At 54.4% G+C, this 16,531-nt stretch carries 14 protein-coding genes; 5 read left to right on the top strand and 9 right to left on the bottom strand.

Annotated elements, in window-relative coordinates; all coding sequences use genetic code 11:
• Positions 1-11: 11 nt before the first annotated feature.
• From SJY13_RS06935 to SJY13_RS06920, 4 genes are all read right to left on the bottom strand, one after another.
• Entirely contained in the window at positions 12-2,510 is a 2,499-nt protein-coding gene (locus SJY13_RS06935) for a hypothetical protein (RefSeq protein WP_377189371.1), read from the bottom strand.
• Positions 2,511-2,818: 308 nt separating this feature from the next.
• Positions 2,819-3,061 (bottom strand): hypothetical protein, encoded by a 243-nt coding sequence (locus SJY13_RS06930; RefSeq protein WP_377189368.1) that lies wholly within the window; start codon positions 3,059-3,061, stop codon positions 2,819-2,821.
• Between the two features lie 298 nt (positions 3,062-3,359).
• On the bottom strand, positions 3,360-4,286 hold the full coding sequence (locus SJY13_RS06925; RefSeq protein WP_377189365.1) for a DMT family transporter: 927 nt from the start codon (positions 4,284-4,286) through the stop codon (positions 3,360-3,362).
• Positions 4,287-4,539: 253 nt separating this feature from the next.
• Entirely contained in the window at positions 4,540-5,451 is a 912-nt protein-coding gene (locus SJY13_RS06920) for a homocysteine S-methyltransferase family protein (protein WP_377189362.1), read from the bottom strand.
• A gap of 319 nt (positions 5,452-5,770) precedes the next feature.
• Here SJY13_RS06920 and SJY13_RS06915 point away from each other — a divergent pair, with 319 nt between their 5' ends.
• Positions 5,771-6,232 carry a hypothetical protein gene (locus SJY13_RS06915; RefSeq protein ID WP_377189359.1) on the top strand — a complete coding sequence of 154 codons (462 nt, stop codon included), beginning with the start codon at positions 5,771-5,773 and terminating at the stop codon, positions 6,230-6,232.
• A 328-nt stretch (positions 6,233-6,560) separates the two neighbouring features.
• Positions 6,561-7,394, top strand: a complete 834-nt coding sequence (locus tag SJY13_RS06910; protein WP_377189356.1) for an alpha/beta hydrolase family esterase — start codon at positions 6,561-6,563, stop codon at positions 7,392-7,394.
• 42 nt (positions 7,395-7,436) lie between these two features.
• Here the strand turns inward: SJY13_RS06910 and SJY13_RS06905 are convergent, their stop codons facing one another.
• Together SJY13_RS06905 and SJY13_RS06900 are read right to left on the bottom strand one after the other, a co-directional pair.
• Positions 7,437-7,697 (bottom strand): hypothetical protein, encoded by a 261-nt coding sequence (locus SJY13_RS06905; protein ID WP_377189353.1) that lies wholly within the window; start codon positions 7,695-7,697, stop codon positions 7,437-7,439.
• Positions 7,698-7,775: 78 nt separating this feature from the next.
• Positions 7,776-8,273, bottom strand: a complete 498-nt coding sequence (locus SJY13_RS06900; protein ID WP_377189350.1) for a DUF6714 family protein — start codon at positions 8,271-8,273, stop codon at positions 7,776-7,778.
• A gap of 213 nt (positions 8,274-8,486) precedes the next feature.
• Here SJY13_RS06900 and SJY13_RS06895 point away from each other — a divergent pair, with 213 nt between their 5' ends.
• Both SJY13_RS06895 and SJY13_RS06890 read left to right on the top strand, forming a co-directional pair.
• The gene (locus SJY13_RS06895) at positions 8,487-8,969 is read left to right on the top strand and encodes a GFA family protein (RefSeq protein ID WP_377189347.1); all 483 of its coding nucleotides are present in this window, start codon (positions 8,487-8,489) and stop codon (positions 8,967-8,969) included.
• The gene (locus tag SJY13_RS06890) at positions 8,966-10,660 is read left to right on the top strand and encodes an adenylate/guanylate cyclase domain-containing protein (protein ID WP_377189344.1); all 1,695 of its coding nucleotides are present in this window, start codon (positions 8,966-8,968) and stop codon (positions 10,658-10,660) included. The genes SJY13_RS06895 and SJY13_RS06890 overlap by 4 nt, the downstream gene beginning before the upstream one ends.
• A gap of 359 nt (positions 10,661-11,019) precedes the next feature.
• On the opposite strand, the gene SJY13_RS06885 is transcribed toward SJY13_RS06890, so the two are convergent.
• From SJY13_RS06885 to pdxR, 3 genes are all read right to left on the bottom strand, one after another.
• Positions 11,020-12,513, bottom strand: coding sequence for an aldehyde dehydrogenase (locus SJY13_RS06885; RefSeq protein WP_377189341.1), 1,494 nt, complete (start codon positions 12,511-12,513; stop codon positions 11,020-11,022).
• A 16-nt stretch (positions 12,514-12,529) separates the two neighbouring features.
• A complete protein-coding gene (locus SJY13_RS06880; RefSeq protein ID WP_377189338.1) occupies positions 12,530-13,702 on the bottom strand; it encodes an epoxide hydrolase family protein in 1,173 nt (390 codons plus the stop codon).
• A 148-nt stretch (positions 13,703-13,850) separates the two neighbouring features.
• Positions 13,851-15,260, bottom strand: coding sequence for a MocR-like pyridoxine biosynthesis transcription factor PdxR (pdxR, locus tag SJY13_RS06875; protein WP_377189335.1), 1,410 nt, complete (start codon positions 15,258-15,260; stop codon positions 13,851-13,853).
• Between the two features lie 221 nt (positions 15,261-15,481).
• On the opposite strand from pdxR, the gene SJY13_RS06870 reads away from it, so the two are divergent.
• Entirely contained in the window at positions 15,482-16,522 is a 1,041-nt protein-coding gene (locus SJY13_RS06870) for a TRAP transporter substrate-binding protein (RefSeq protein WP_377189331.1), read from the top strand.
• The last annotated feature ends 9 nt before the right edge of the window (positions 16,523-16,531 follow it).

Below are 16,531 nucleotides of genomic sequence, written 5' to 3'. Positions count from 1 at the left end.
AGAGACGAAGATCAATCCGGCAATCCAGCGTCCCGAAGATCTTCGACAAATCTGTCAAGATCACGTTGTTGCAAGTTTTCGAATGCCAGGCGGACGCGCGAACAGGTCATGTCGGGGCGTTTTTCTTTGCTCTGGCGGACAACGTCTTTCGCCTCTTCCGTGGCTTTCTGTCGTGTCAATATGACTGCCAACACATAGCGGCCGAATGGATCAACCGATTTTCCTTCCAATGCTGTTCTCGCACACGCTTCGGCCTGGTCAAAGCTGTCGAGGAAATAGAGGCAAAAGGCCTTGGCCAACAATTTTACCTTGAAATATGGACCGGACGGGCCAAACCGGGTTGCGGTCTCGAAATGCGATAGCGCAAGCTTCGCCTGCCCCTTTGCGAGTTGAGCATATCCTAGAACCAAATGAGCGTTTGCCGCGCTCGGGTTGAGACTCACCGCAAGTTCTGCCTCCGCAATTGCGGTATCGTGTTGGTCGAACCGGGTGTAGGCACGGGCGAGACTGGCATGTGCGAAACTGCTTTGTTCGTCTAGGGCCACGGCGCGCTCTGCGTGATAGAGTGCGCGTTCCTTCGCCTTTTTCCGATCATCGACCTGGACGAAGAACAGTTTTCGAAGCTCGGCATTAGCCATCACTGCGTGCGCAAGTGCGTAATCTGGCGTCATGTCGATGGTTCTGGTTAAAATATCATTTGCCTTTTGAGTATCTTCATCGGTGAATTTGAATAGATGCCACAGAGCTTTTTGAACTCTGTCCCATACATTGACCTCACCTCGTTTCAGGCGGGCTTGTTCGCGCAGGTCGAACCGCAATTCCCAGTCTATATGCCCGACAACGGCTGACGCAATTTCCTCCTGCAGGGAAAAAACATCTTCCGTCTTTCGGTCCAGGCGATCGGCCCAAAGATCATGCCCATTTGATGTATCTACCAGATGGGCGGTGACGCGAACGCGTTGATCGTCATAACGCACGCTGCCCTCCACCAGGTAATGAGCCCCAAGGCGCTGCGCGATTTCCTCTCCGGCTAAAGACGCATCCTTGAGGAGCCTAGTGGAAGTGGGTGAAACCACCGACAGCCAATCCACTTTTGCAAGTTCGGTCACAAGTTCATGGTTGATGCCAGCCACAAAGCCATTGTTGTCGCTTTGTCCACTGAGGCAGTCGAAAGGCAGCACTGCGATTACCGGCTTTTGTGGCGTTGGAAGCTGAGTGACCATCCGATCAAACAAACGGTCTTTTTCAGCTGGTGGCTCAGTGTTTGGTGCAAGTGTTTCGGTTTCAGGTTGAGAGCCGGACAAAGGTTCATGCGTTGTCGGGAATTGGAACACAGGCCCGTGCCTGGGCCAGTCAACGTTGTTGAGCGTCATGTAGTCTTTGAGATTGTGAGCTGCATACAAGAATGCGTGGCTGCGCGCCCCGGTACTCATTTCCTTGTTTGCAAAGTTAAGACCCACGGCGACGCGGGCCAGCAAATATTGGCTTTCCATAAAACTGAGACGATGGCTTTCGTGGCGCTCCACCCACCTCATCGCCCCACGCCGCAAAGTTCTGACAAACTCGACAATCCCGACGTCATCCTGCCAAAGCCCTAATGTGTGGTGTTTTGAATGAAAGAGACCAAGATCATCAAGGATGGCATCCCATTGGGCAGGTAGGCAGCTTCCGCGCCGCGCCAGCAGATATGCCAATTCGAAATACGCGTGATCGTAAAACAGGAACTGTTTGTCTTCGTACAGTGCCAAATCGATCAGGTAATAATCGGGATCTCGGCTTTGGTGCGATCGAACCAGTACATTGTACCCGTGGAGATCCCCATGCACTCGGCCCTTTGCCGCTCTTATACTCAAGTGACCTGGCAGGTTTTCTTCACAGGCAAATGCCAGCGGGTTTGGGTACCAATGCCCTTCGAACATTAAGCAACGCTCATCTGGATCATGACCGCAAACATCTGACAGGAATTGATGCACGCGACCTTCCTCGGGCTCGAGCCTGTAGCCGAGCCATCCGGAAAGCAACTGCTGAGGCGTTTGCATTCCCGGCGCCATCTCGTAGTCAGCGTTCCAATCGTCCAGGAGGCTTCTCGACAGCCGCTGAAGAACGTTCAAGGCCAACTCATAGCCGCAATCGTTCCAGGGAAGAGAGTATTCCAACCCTTGCGCCACGACCGTTGAAAGGATCGCGATCTTACCGTCGTGTTCCAGCGAATGGACAATACGTGCCAGATGCTTGGATCCGAACGCGGGAATAGCTTCGAAGGCCTCAAGATGCCTTTGGTTTTCGGCCTTTTCTTTCCATTCTGGATCCGGAAGGGTGTCAAGTTTAAGAATGGCCTGACCGCTGAATGCGTCGCATGTAATGTCGACAATATAGACAAGCGCACCGGACTTGCCCGCACTTAGCTGACGGTGAAAGTAAATCTCATCCTTTACTGACCAATGGTCAGTTATCAGCGGCAGAAGCTCGATATACGCTTCAGGCCAAGCGAGATCATCGATGGCGGGCATTAACTACACTCCGCAGAAGTGCTGCCAAGGATTGAGTAATTCTGCACGGCGGCACTGTTTTGTAGCATGATACACAAGCAAACCAGTGAACCAAGGCGTTTAAGTAGACCGGCCGGGGCATTCTGTGCGATGGCTCGAACGGCGCAGCGACAGCCCGAAGGGCTGCAAGGTGCATGAAAGTCTGCTTTTGAGAAAACAGCGCTGTGCAAGTGAACGCGATCAATGACCAATGAGGGCCGTTCGGGCAAATAGGTTAATTTTCGATGCCGTATGGGAGAACGAGCGTATTCTCCAGCTCGGCCCGCAGACTAACGCAAGGGGACAGAGTATAGTATGTAACTGTCTTTGCGACCTACTTCGACAGCGCCAGTGTCGATGACAAAAACGCCCAGATTCTCCATGTCTTCGGGGCAACCGACCAAGTCGGCAGCGTCATCAAGGAACTGATTGGTAAAATCATCCTCACCTATCCGGCGACATTGATCGCCGTCGGCGCGATAGCCGTCGCCAAAGAACGGCAGATCGGTATCCGAGACCGTTTGGTTTGACATACAGGCGGATAATGAGAGGGCGGTTACAGTGAGGACAACAGAGCGCACAAGAAAACTCCTTTGATTGCAATGCGAGGACTGTAGCATTTCTTTCGACGCATCATAATAACCTATGCAGCGGCTTCGTTGTCCGTGGGCAGGGATGTTTTGCACACAGTGCTCTGGGCCCGCTTTTGGCAATTACACCGCTGTACGAACTCAACTAATGAACGGCAAGTTAGGGCCGCCCTCAGCAACCCGCCGGGCCGGACAGTCGGCTGATGTTGAGGCGCATCTGATGACAGGATTGAACCCAGAGCTACCTCTCTGGCTCCTTGCTGATCACGGTCGTCACGGTTCGAGTTGAACGACTTTGCGTGAGAGCTATCGCACCCAAAACCAGTGCGCAGGCAAGCGCCTGTGCACCCGTGATTACTTCACCGAATGCAAGAACGCCAACAGCAAACATCGTGGGTAGTTCAATACTTCCGACTACAGCAGTCCGCGCTGCCCCAATAATAGGCGAACAGATCGTGTAAATCAGTTGTGGAATAAGCGCGGTCAAAAGGCCAAACCCGACAACTAGAAGCCAGTCGTCCCCACCTTCTGGTAGGATTTCGCCGACCTCGGATGAAAGAATGAGAGGGGCAAGGCCAATGACCGACCCAAGCGAGACTGACGCCATTCTGGCTAAAGGCGCAATACGTGACAGGCGGTGCACGAGAACACAAATGCCGAAGCCAAAACCGAAAGGTGCCGCTAATGAGACGAGAAGGATTGGAATTTGGTCCGGAGGCACAGATGCCGGAGAACCTGCGAATATCGCAGCAACAACGATCAATCCAGCCGCAAAAAGGCTACGCCGTGTTGGTTGGTCACCAAAAAGTGCCCATGCGATAGCAATCGTAAACACCGGATAGGTCATGTAGAGAACACCAACCGTCGATGCAGGAGCAGTCTCAAGCGCGGTAACATAGCCGACCCAGCCAAGGCCCATCACTGCGCCCGCAACCATACCCCAGACGATTTCCCGCCACTTTGAGCGATGCGTAAAAAGTGCAGGCAAAAGGATAACCGCTGCCAAGATGTACCGATAAAAAGCAACCGCATAGGGAGCGAGACCCTGATCGGTGAGCCCACGGCTAAAGTAGGGTACAAGGCCAAAACAGATGGATGCAAAAAGCACTCCAAGGACCGCTAGGGCATAGGATGTGGCGTTCCGCTTGGCTGAGGTTAGTTGGTTCATTGCTGACAACTAACACGCTACATAGCGGATGACATTATCAAGCCAAATGCACAGCAACTTTGTACGCGATGTATGAGTTAGTCCTGATCCGAATTTTGCGCGCGCGGCGAAAGCCGGCAATGCGGGCTGCGTCTGCAGCATCGCGAACCGCCGCTGGACGTCGGCTCTGGGCCCGATCTCCTAACAAGTTGTGGAAAGAAATCACGGTATCGCCTTAGATCTCAGGGCTATCACTCAGATTGAACCAAGTTGGCTACGCTAATTCGCTGACCATCGATTTCAGATGGCGCATGTCGGTACCGCAGCATCCTCCAAATACTTGAATCGACGGATTCTGCTGCGCAATTGCGGCAATCTGTTTGCCAAGCTCAATTGGATCGCCTTCGTCCAGCTCATCTGCTTCGTCAAGTTCCGCATGCGAGCAACTCGAAGCGTTCGCCACCATGCCTCTCAGTCGTGGGTGGTTGCCAAGCGCTCCGGCGAAATGGGTCGGATGAGCGCAGTTGACCATAAAAAACAGCGCCGCTGCGTCGGTTGCCCCGTCGATATGGTCAATTCCGTCCACAAGTTTGGTTCCATCTGCCAGGCACCCGTCTGTCTCAACAACCAGAGACATGATGATCGGCAGATCAGCGTCTCGGGCGGCGAGGATGCATCCCGCTGCCTCGCTTGGGCGGTTGAATGTATAAGCGGTGACCAGGTCGACACTTGTGTCTTTCAGGCTGTGCATTTGAGCGGCGTGGTATTGACGTGCATCTTCGACGGTTACCGGCGGAATGTCGGCGTAAGGATCATAGCGCGGGCCGATACAGGCCGACACCAGTACATCATCGCAAGCTGCGGCTTGGCGCACGTCTTCCATTAGACTGACCGCGTCTTTGTTCACCTCAACGAGCCGTTCTGCATCGTACCCCAAAGGCGCTGCCCGGTCGGCATTCGCCATCCATGTGGGCGCATCAAGGATGCATCCGACACGCATTTCACGGGCTAGATCGACAAGAGCCTGCATTTGACCGGCCAGTATTGTCCTGGTGCCAGGTTCTTCCAGCAATGGAAACGAAGCGAAACTGGGTAGCTCAACTCCATGATTGAATATCAGGTCGGTACCAGTGCCGGCGTAAACCAGAAAGGTCTTGTCACCTTCGAGTGGGAGCTGTCGCGCCATTCTGATGCACGCCTGTTGCTGTTACGCTTTCACAAGAAACCTACATTGTCTCGGATCTCCTGTGAACCTTAAGGCGGAGACAGGGTGTCTTCCGCGAGCATGACCTCATCTTCCCGGGCAACTCGCTACCGCAGCGAGTGTCCCCTTCGGCGGACCGCACCGCGGAGTCATCAAGCCATTGCCAATGGCCGATTTGGGCCGCCATCAATTGGCTGGAACCGCTTTTCCCGTACACCATAAGTGGTCGGTCACCAACATTGTTGCAGATTGTAAATGCTTCGAAGGCCCTTAAGATGAGTGACATTCTTTGGAGAACCAAATGAGAACCCTATTGATTATCCAGCTTTTGGCGATACTCGGTGTTCCCGCCAGTGCTGACGAGCAACGCATCGAGATCAACAATGTCTACCCTCTAAACCAAGAGAACTTTGACCTTGGTTATCACATCTTTCACCTAACGGATAATACGGGTGGTTTCGAAGTAATTGAGGGTCCAATGGACGACGGGCCAGCCAGATGTCTGGGTTCGGGATTTGGATTTGAAGACGGCACCAACTCAATCAATGGAATATGCGTTTTCGGTGAAGGTGATGACACTTTTATCATGCGATGGAAGGCCGGGGAAAAAGGCGAGGCAAACACTTGGGAAATCGTCACCGGGACGGGGCGCTACGAAGGAATGACTGGCAGCGGCATAGCGACAACAGATATCGCCTCAGCATACCAAGCTCTGCCCCTGAGGCGAACTCATATTGTTGGAACGGTGGAAATCCCTGACTAGGACGGCAGCGGTTTTTTTATCTGTACAGTTTCGATTGGTCTCGAACTAATTCAGTCTTACGTGGCTTTTGCGGCTTGGTCTCAATCCTTCCTGGATCACTTTCTTTGGTGCGGCGTACGTCCGCTTTGGCCCGCGAAATCTGAACTCCTATATCGTTCGCCAGCACCTCAAACCATCGTCCCGATAGAACAAAAGCCGCTGATGCACTAACAATCATTTTGGATCAGTCAGGTGAGGCTGCTCAGCAAAGTTGAATTCTGCACCACCGCCGTCTCAAAAAAGCCCTTTCCGTAATATGGTACGGTCAGACATCGGGAGGGACCCAGATATGCTCGAAAAGGTAACAATCGCATTGTCCATGTTTCTGATTTCGGGGCAGGCCTTTGCGCTTGATTGCGGCGAAGCATCCAATCCCTGCAAAATAGACACTGGTCAGTACCATATCGCCCTTCCAGATGAATGGCGGGGCGGGCCAGTTGTGATACACTTGCATGGTTATGGCGGGTCCGGAGCAAAGGTACTTAAGAACAAGCCGTTCGTCGAAGCATTCACCGCGCGGGGTTATGCGTTTGTGGCGCCGACCGCACTGCCATGGCTGGAAGGCAAGCCCGCCGATTGGTCGGTTCGGGATGGGTGGATTACCTATCCCCGCTCAGATGTCAGGTTTCTCCGTGACGTGCTGGCGGATGTCGTAACCCGTGCAAACGTGAATCCGGACCAGGTGCTGCTGACAGGGTTCTCACGAGGTGGTTCCATGGTGTGGGAAGTTGCGTGCCTCGCACCAGATCTGGCGCTTGGCTATGCCCCTGCTTCCGGTGGCTTCTGGCTCCCAATGACCCAAGAATGCCTCGGGCCTGTTCACATGCTTCACACACACGGTTTCACTGATAAGGTTGTGCCGCTTGAAGGTAGATCAATACACAATGAAGAATTCGATATCACCATTACCCAGGCCGATATCTGGGAGGGTCTTTCGTTATGGCGCCGTACCAACGAATGCCAACACAACGCGGCAGAAAACGAAGTGAGAGCCAATCTCTGGCGCAAACGGTGGGAATGCGAACACGGTAGTCTTGAACTCTTTTTGCACAACGGTGGGCACGGCTACCCAAAAGAATGGGGCACGATGGCGCTCGACTGGTTCGAAAGCATGGAAAACTGACGAAACAACGAAATCACAACGGTCGTGTCAGTTCAGCCAAAACTAGCCCGTTGGCTCTGAGACACACCGTGCTGGGAAAACACACTTGTCCTTAAAGAAAATTGCCCAGATAGCAGCAATGATGACACCGGTGCCGGCAGCGAACACCAAAGCGATAGCGATGAAGAACAAACGCGGCTGGTTGGAGCGACGGAAATTCGAAAAATGAATTCTTGTCTGGCCTCTAAGCAAACCATCCGCTGCCATCGATATTGCAAAAAGGCCAAGAGACAGCGCACTGGATCCCCCCATAGTCGTTGCCATTGCTCACTCTCAGCCAATGCCAATGGCAAACCGGTCACGACAAAAGCGCTGCGAAGAGCCACATCAAATACACAAAAATCATCGACCCGATGACCGCCCGCCCCGGTCAATCCAGTAATTGACCAAAGCGGCTTCTGCAAATTCACCAAGCTCAGGATGGTCGCTGAAATAGTTCAAAAACCTCAACACGGCCTCATTCTGTGCAGGCGTCAATTGGTTGAACTTTGACTTCCTGAACTCATGCAGCAGTTCTTTCGATGTGCCGGGGTCGAGTGCTAGTAGGATGCTTTCACTGGCATACTCCGGGCTGTCTGAATTTCGCAGAGTCCAAATCAGATAGGCGGGCAAGTAGTACTGAAATGCCTTGGCGCTGAAGGCAGTGGGGGCAGCGTAACCGTATACAATCATTTGATCGGTCATCTCATGCCATTTGACCCCGCCATAGAATTCAAGAATATCCACGTCATCCATACAATCGGGGTGAAGAAGTTCATCATCGGTTGGTGGATCAAGGCCGTCAAACGCAGCAATGATCTGGGTTGCAAGAGCTTCCGTTGTTGTCGTTACCTTTGGCATGTTGACATATTAAACAGGCTGAAACCCCGAAATCGAGCGATTGCGATGGACACCGGACAGATGCTTTTTCAGTACATCGTTCGAAGTTCAGCAGCGGAGACGAAGAAGCTACTTTGGGGCAGCACAATAGGGATGTATGTGTAGAAGTGTTTTGAGGAAGCCGGGTGTCCCTAGTGAGTTACAAAGAGCGCCCTTGATCGATTTGGGAAAAAGATGATGAGCGGCGATTCTGAAACCTACCAGGGAATCTGCTATTGCGGCGCATGTAGTGTTTCTGCTGCCGGTGAGCCGATGGTCATGGCTTATTGTCATTGCCACTCTTGCAGAAAATGGCATTCGGCGCCGGTCAATGCCTGGTGCCTCTGGTCGGCAAACAATGTCTCGTTGTCAGGACCGACGGTTCAATCGGACAAGAATGATGAAAGCCATCGTGTTTCCTGTGGTAAATGCGGGGGTGCATTGGTGAATATCAAACCCGGTAAGGACATCGTCGCGGTTTACGCGATGTCGCTGGCCGAATCCGGATTGAGCTTTGAGCCAACCTTTCACATCTTCTATGGCGAGCGTGTTTTCGACATGGCCGACGGCCTGCCGAAATGGCAGACGGTTCCGACATCGTTCGGAGGGTATGGTGTCGCTATGCCCGAACCGGACAAAACCGGTTGGATTTCCTTGAACACGCGAGCCCAAGGGTGAAGCGCAAACTTACCTCGATCTTGGCGGCTGACATTGTCGGCTTCTCGCGGCTTGTGGAAGCCGCCGAGGAAGCCACGCTGGCCCGTCAGAAAGAACTGCGCGTGTCCGTGTTTGATCCCGGCATCGAGCAGGCTGGGGGTAAGATCATCAAGTCAACGGGCGACGGATTTCTGGCCGAGTTCTCTAGTGTAGTGGAAGCGGTGCGGTTCGCGATAGCGGCGCAAGAAGCGGTTCGCGCAGACGAAGAATCCACGCCTCAGGATCGGCAGATCAGTTATCGCATGGGCCTTCACATAGGCGATGTGGTTGTTGATGACGGCGATATCTATGGTGACGGTGTGAATCTCGCAGCTCGCTTAGAGGGCGCAGCCCCGACGGGCGGGATTTGCATCTCCGCTGCCGTTCGCGACCAGATCGTTGGCGTAATGGACGAGCTGTTTGCGGATGTCGGTGAATTGACATTAAAAAACATCTCGCGCCCGATCCGCGCCTTTGTTTGGCCCTCCGACCAAGATGGTGCGCAGAACGGTGTCAGCACACCACCCATCGGTGGCACATCCAGGAAACCGACCATAGCCCTCGCGGCATTCGAAGCCCTTGGCAACAATGACGATGCCAAGATGCTGGCAGAGGCCTGCAATCACACTGTAGAGGCGGCGCTTGCCAATCTGACCGGATTGGATCTGATCGCTCTCGATGCGGACCCGGACCATATCGCCACGGCAGTGTTTCAGGCGTCTGGCAACCAGGTCCGTGCCACCCTTAAGTTGCGTGAAACAAGCACGTCAGCAACCTATCTGACCCAGCGGATGAACGGTGATCTTTCCGACCCTTTTGTGGCAGAAGATCTGTTGTCAGGGGAAATCGCGACAACGATCCGATACGGAATTCTGCAACGAATTGCTGAGCGCGCGGCTGATACAGAGACAAATGATCCTGAGGCGATGCTGAACCTCGCGGGGCATTACATGATGGGATCGCAGCCCGAAGAATGGGAGGCGGCGGGCCGTCTGCTGGACAGGATCCTGACGGTCCAGCCACGCAATTTCATGGCCGTTGGGATGAAGGCGAACACGTTGATCGGCGAATTGGTATGGGGTTACCGTCCGATAAGCCCGGAGGATATCGAAGCCGCCGACGCCGGGTTGAGCAAGGCGGTTTCGTTGAATGACCAAAGCGATTATGTGCACCTGATCCGGGGAATTTTTCACTACGGTATTACCGGCGATTTGGATGCGGCGGTGCGGTGTGTTGAACGTGGGTTCGAAATCAGTCCGCAGTTTGCCCAAGGACATATGGTACTGGGCTGGATTCAGAACCTGATGGGCCAACCAGAGTTAGCGCTGAACTCCATCAAAAAGGGCTCGTTTTCTCTGGCCAAGAACCGAATATATCACCGTGTCCCACAAGCGTTGGCCCAGACTTATCTGGTTATGGGAGACTTCGAGAATGCCATCGCCAACGCCAACCGAGCGCTGCAAAATTCGCCGGGACTACCGGTCGCACAATTGTATCTTGCCAGTGCAGCTGGTCAGGCTGGTCTACATGATCATGGAGAAAAGGCTCGGGAGGCCCTAATTGCGTCAGATCCGGACTTCCGAGTTAGCGGCGTGCGCAGGTTCAATTTTCAGGACCCAACACGTTGGGACGCAATCCTGGATGGGCTTCGCGCGGTGGGGCTGCCCGAATAGAAGTTCGCCCGAGTTAGTGCCACAAGCATTTTAAACTGGATGCAATGATCGTCTTCCAACTCCACGAGATGCGCGAATGATCGTAAACCTAGTTTTGAATTAGCGGGCAGCGAAAGCGCGCAATTCGGAATATCGGCAATTGCTCCGATCAGATTCAGCACTTCATGCGTCTCTCGATTACCCTGAATTTGCAATTGCGGCGAACGGCGGCTCTGACGGGCCGCAACGCGGCATCACGATCCTCGATTGAAGGTCGGCTCTGGGCCGTCAATTAACCAAATCCGCTGATCGCGAGCATTCTGGCGACCAGCTCTAAAGCAGAGTCGAAATTCAGGATCGAAATTCTGCCCAAGGCTTGCTTAACCGGCTTTCGTTTGAATCCAGATCGTCTTGGTTTGCCGGTATTGTTCCAATGCTTCGGTTCCGTTGTCTCGCGCTAGCGATCCTGATTGTTTATAACCGCCGAACGGGGTCTTGATATCACCCTCCGAATATCCGTTGACAGAAACTGTACCACACGGCAGCGACCGTGCCATGTGAATGGCTTGGTCGATATCCTGGGTGAATACGGTGGCGTGCAGGCCATAGTCGGTGTCACAGGCAACGGTTAGCGCCTCTTCGGCAGAGTTCACCGACATGATGCCGAGAACCGGTCCGAATATTTCTTCGCGCGCGATTTTCATCTCTGGCGTCACGTTCTGAAACACGGTGGGTTCAATGAAGTGTCCCGGCAGTTCACTGTTGCCACCCACTATCTTGCTTGCGCCATCGTCGAGGCCGCTTTGGATATAGCGCATGACCATTTCCTTGTGGTCGCTTGTGATCATCGAGCCGATATCGGTGGCAGGATCCAGCGGATCGCCCAGTTTGAAAGCCCTGACGCGGTCAACAATGCGCGATGAGAACTCCTCGACCAACGGCGCAGCGATCAGTTGGCGCATGTTGGCTGAACAATTCTGCCCTCCGTTCCAGAAGGCCGCCATTGCGGCATGGTCAATCAGATCGTCATCCATGACTGCGTCGCCGAGTACGATGAACGGGCTTTTGCCGCCCAGTTCCAGGCCGACAACCTTGAGGTTGCTGTCTCCGGAATAGCGCATGAACATCCGGCCCACTTCCGTTGAGCCGGTGAAGGACACAGTGTCTATATCGCTGTGCAGACCGACAGCTTTACCAGCGGTCTCACCGTAGCCCGGAATGACGTTGATGACGCCGGCAGGAACTCCGGCTTCATGCATCAGCTCCGCAAGGCGAAGTGTTGACAGCGGTGTCTGTTCGGCGGGTTTGATCACTGCAGAGCACCCCGTCGCTAGAGCCGGAGCGATCTTGAAAGCGGCCATCAGCAGCGGGAAGTTCCATGGTAAAATGGCACCGGCAACGCCGATGGGTTCCTGTACCACCAGTCCCAAGGCACCCGGACCTGTATTGGCAACCTTGCCAAAGGTCTTGTCAGCCACTTCGGCGTACCACTGGAAGAATTTCGGGACCTCGACGCCGATCTCCTCCTTGCAGTCATTGATTGTCTTGCCGGCATCAATACTTTCAAGAACCGCCAGCTCATGGGCGTGCTCGCGCACCAGTTTGGCGACCTGCAGAAGGACCTCCTTGCGCTCTTCCGGCTCCGCTCGCGACCAGGTGCCTTCATTGAACACACGCCGTGCCGCGGCAACGGCACGGTCCACATCCGCCGCCTTGCAGTGTGCGACCTCAGCCAAGACGTCTCCCGATGCAGGGTTGGTTGTCTCGAATTTCTCGCCATCCGCAGCATCACAGAAAGCGCCGTCGATGAATGCTTGACCATTGGGTTTTAGTTTAGAGGCGATAGCCTGATAGTCGGCGTGGGAAAGCGTCATGTCTGTCTCCGTCGGATCAGCGGCGCAACGTGCGCGCGAATTTGCGAATGTCATTCAAGAGCATCTGCGGCTCTTCCATCGCCGCGAAATGGCCGCCCCGCGGCATCTCGGTCCAGTGCTGAATGTTGTAGATGCGCTCCGCGTAGCTGCGCGGTGGCCAACGCAGCATTTCGGCGGGAAAAACGGCACAGCCCGTTGGCACTTCGACGCGCTTGCCTTCAGGCGACAAGATGCGCCCGCCTTCCTCACGCCGTCCGTAGTAAATCCATGACGCTGTATTGAAGCAGCGCGTGGTGATGTAGATCATGATGTTGGTCAGAAGTTCATCTTTTGAATGGGCGTTTTCGATGCCACCCTCCGGCACATCTGACCAATCATGGAACTTCTCGATCAGCCATGCGGCTATGCCCACGGGGCTGTCCATCATGGCGTAACTTAGTGTCTGCGGTCGGGTCGCCTGTTGCGTACGATATCCGTTCTGCATGATCTGATCTTGATCAAATTGCGCTTCCCATGCTCTTTCTTCGGCAGTCTGAGGTCCGTCCGGATGCCGCATGGTTAGAACGTTGACATGGATCGCAGAACAGGCTGGCGCATGGTCGTAGCCCAGCCAGGAACAGACCGCGCCCCCCCAGTCGCCGCCCTGCGCAAGATAGCCACTAAAATCCAATGTTTCCGTCATCAGGGAGTTGATGACATGTGCCATCTTGCGCGGCCCGTAGGGGCGGGGCGGGCGAGCCGAGAACGCGAATCCCGGCAGCGAGGGGGCGATGATTGTAAAGGCATCTGCGACATCGCCGCCAAAGCGTTCGGGATGGGCCAACGGCTCGATGATTTCAAAGAACTCAACCACGGAACCCGGCCAGCCGTGGCTGATCATCAGCGGCATCGGGTTTTCGCCGCTCCCGGGTTCATAGATAAAGTGCATATCGATCCCGTCGACGGGGGCGTGGAAATTAGAGAACCCGTTGATGCGCGCCTCTTGGGCACGCCAGTCGAACCCATCTACCCAGTAGGCACAGAGCTTTTTCAGGTAGTCCAAGTTGGTGCCGTAGTCCCAACCACCGTCATCGGGCATCTCGTGCCAAGGGTAGTTGGCGACGCGGGCCAGAATGTCATTCAGTATCGCGTCTGGCACCTGAAAATGAAATGGCGTCACATTCGGATTGGAGGTTACTTGGTCTTTCAAAGGTCGGGTCCCCTGATCTCACAGACATCATCCCACACCTCTCGCTAAGGGTGGCGTGAAACTCAGATAACTTGAGAAATCGATGGATCGCGAGGGACAGAGCACGCATTTCACAGGGACAGATGGCGGCTTGCATCCCAAGGAGGCCTCACAACGGTTTGCGAACCTCGTCGGCGATAAGCTTCACACCGGACTGGAACTTGGATACTGGCACATATGCGAAGCCAAGACGGAAGCTTCTGCTGTCGCTGTTGCCAATGTAGTAGCGCTGCCCCTTGTCGATCAGAACACCTTTTTCGCGCAGCCGTTCCGCCAGCGCGCTGGAATCAAATCCTTCGGGCCCGGTCAACCAGAAGGATGTACTGCCTTCCGTCCTGGATCGCTGCATCATGCCAAGATGGGTGTCGATGGCGTCGTTCATCGCATGCCAGCGCTCGCTGAACCGATCGCCGATTCTTTGCACATGCGCGTCGTAGTGGCCCAGACGAAGAAACAGCGCCATGATTTCCTGAACGATTGTTGGTGGGTGCCGCATCATCACGCCACGGGCGATGCGTGCCTGACGAATGATATCGCGATGAGCTACGACAAAGCCGATGCGGAGCCCTTTTGAGACGATTTTTGATAAGCTGCCGACATATATCACCCGACCGGTCGTATCCAGTGACCGCAATGAAAGCGGGGGCTGTGTAATGGAATTCATGGCGACGTCATAGTCGTCTTCGACAATGATAAGGTCTTTTTCCACCGCCGTTTTGATCAGTTCTTCGCGGCGGGTTTGGCTCATTGTGACCATCGTCGGGAATTGGTGGCTGGGAGTTGTGAAGACAAGCTGACAGCCCTCGGGTATCGCCGATGGGATCAGGCCTTCCTGGTCGATCGGGACCCCGATGAGCGTGTTGCCGGATTGCACAAAGGCATTTCGCGCGCCGAAGTAACCAGGGTTTTCCATTGCGACCGGGTTTCCCTGAGGCGCGAAGATCGACCCCAGAATGAACAGGGCATTTTGCGCGCCGAGCGTGATCAGGATTTCGTCGTCTTCGGCATAGATACCGCGTGTAGTCAGAAGGCGCTGGCGCAGTTGCTGCAACAGTTGCGGGCTGTCGCTTTCGACGGCGTCGCTGGCCCATGCCGGCATGCGCGCGCGCCCCAGTACCTGTCTGGAGCATTCACGCCAACCGTCAACGGGAAAAAGATCCGGATCGGTTTGATTGTAAATGAACGGATAGGGATAGTTGCGGTAGTCCACAGGCATGATGATCGGTTCAAGATTGTTGGGCTTGAAGTTGACCGGACATTCCTGGGTCTCGCGCTCTGCCGCCTTGGCCTTGCCGCGTTCAGTTTGCAGCGCTGCCATCTTCGGGTGAACGAAGTAGCCTGATCGATCACGCGACACCAAGAACTCAAGGTCTACCAAACGATTATAGGCTGCAAAGATCGTGTTTCTGGAGACCTTAAGCTGGTCCGCTAGCTGTCGGCAGGACGGCAACGGACGGTCGTAAGCCAGCGCATCCGACATGAGTGCTGCACTGACAATTTCACAGACTTGGTCGCGCAAACTAAGACGAGAGTTTTCGGGAAGCTTTAAGAATTGCAATTCGGTCGAGCTCAATCGTGTCCCCTCATCTTGTGCTTTTGGCATCTATTGTAACGATCCGTGAAGCAGCTTGTCAGGCTTCCGGCAATCTGTCACCTGCATTTAATTGATCTGTCACTTTCACCAACCGGAGGCTAGACCGATGATGTGAGCAAGAAAAAGCTCAACGGGAGAATGATCTAATGACTAAGTCGTCCATACTGAAGGCAGTCTGTTTTGCGTCGGCAACCGCATTGTTCGCGCAATCCGCGGCAGCCGAAAAAGTGCTAAAACTGGGAACGGTGGGTTTTATTGGCATGCCGATTGGGGATGCCATTGATCAGGCTCTGATCCCAACGCTGGAAGAAGTGTCGGGCGGTCAGTTGAAGATCGAGCCGCACTATCGCAAGTCGTTATGCAGCGAACAGACGTGTGGCGAACAAGCGAACCAAGGGCTTCTGGCGCTGTGGACAAGTTCGACGGCAAACTTTGGCAATTTCGGAACATCTCTTGCGATTTTCGATCTGCCCTACATCTTCAAAAGCATCGAGGATGCGGACCGGATTTCATCCGAATGGTTGGCCGAGAAGCAATGTCAGGTCGCTGCAGAAGAGGCGGGCCATGTTTGCTTGACGGTTTACTCCTCGGGTGGTTTCCGGCAGCTGGGCAATGCGAATGGACCGGTACGGGTGCCAGCGGACATGGAAGGGCTTAAGTGGCGCGTAACCAAGAGCCCGATTGAATATACGCTTGTCAAGAACTGGGGCGCCGTCCCTGTACCCTATGACTGGGCGCAACTGTACCAGGGGCTACAGACCGGTGTTGTGTCTGGCCAGTATGTCGCAACTCCATGGCAGCATGTGGCCAAGCTGCATGAGGTTGCCCCATATTTCACCGAGATCGGTGGCTCGTGGTCCGGCAATCAGCTTTCCATCGACAAGCGCCAGTATGATGCGCTGACCGATCAGGAAAAGGAATGGCTGCATACAGCAGCGAAAGCGTTTGGCCAAAAGGTGCAGGAACTGGACCGCGAATGGGTTGAGGCAGGTGAGATTTCCATCAAGGAAACCGCGAAGGACTGGTATGTTCCGACCGAGGAAGAACTTACGCTCTGGCGTGCCGGGGCCATTGATGCCTGGCTCAATGCTAAGGGCACCTACGACCCGACAACCGCGCGCCGCGTTCTGGAAGAACAGGGCATGAGCAATTTCATTGCTCAGTTGGAAGAGGCGGGCGCGCTCTAAATCGAGCGG

The sequence above is a fragment of the Ruegeria meonggei genome (assembly GCF_042768335.1).
In the GTDB taxonomy this organism is placed as follows: Bacteria; Pseudomonadota; Alphaproteobacteria; order Rhodobacterales; family Rhodobacteraceae; genus Ruegeria; species Ruegeria meonggei.
This window is presented reverse-complemented; position numbering and strand designations above follow the sequence as displayed.

Coding starts and splice junctions, on each gene's coding strand:
- SJY13_RS06935 (WP_377189371.1), bottom strand. CDS start 2,510: ATGCCCGCCATCGATGATCTCGCTTGGCCTGAAGCGTATATCGAGCTT.
- SJY13_RS06930 (WP_377189368.1), bottom strand. CDS start 3,061: ATGTCAAACCAAACGGTCTCGGATACCGATCTGCCGTTCTTTGGCGAC.
- SJY13_RS06925 (WP_377189365.1), bottom strand. CDS start 4,286: ATGAACCAACTAACCTCAGCCAAGCGGAACGCCACATCCTATGCCCTA.
- SJY13_RS06920 (WP_377189362.1), bottom strand. CDS start 5,451: ATGGCGCGACAGCTCCCACTCGAAGGTGACAAGACCTTTCTGGTTTAC.
- SJY13_RS06915 (WP_377189359.1), top strand. CDS start 5,771: ATGAGAACCCTATTGATTATCCAGCTTTTGGCGATACTCGGTGTTCCC.
- SJY13_RS06910 (WP_377189356.1), top strand. CDS start 6,561: ATGCTCGAAAAGGTAACAATCGCATTGTCCATGTTTCTGATTTCGGGG.
- SJY13_RS06905 (WP_377189353.1), bottom strand. CDS start 7,697: ATGGCAACGACTATGGGGGGATCCAGTGCGCTGTCTCTTGGCCTTTTT.
- SJY13_RS06900 (WP_377189350.1), bottom strand. CDS start 8,273: ATGCCAAAGGTAACGACAACAACGGAAGCTCTTGCAACCCAGATCATT.
- SJY13_RS06895 (WP_377189347.1), top strand. CDS start 8,487: ATGATGAGCGGCGATTCTGAAACCTACCAGGGAATCTGCTATTGCGGC.
- SJY13_RS06885 (WP_377189341.1), bottom strand. CDS start 12,513: ATGACGCTTTCCCACGCCGACTATCAGGCTATCGCCTCTAAACTAAAA.
- SJY13_RS06870 (WP_377189331.1), top strand. CDS start 15,482: ATGACTAAGTCGTCCATACTGAAGGCAGTCTGTTTTGCGTCGGCAACC.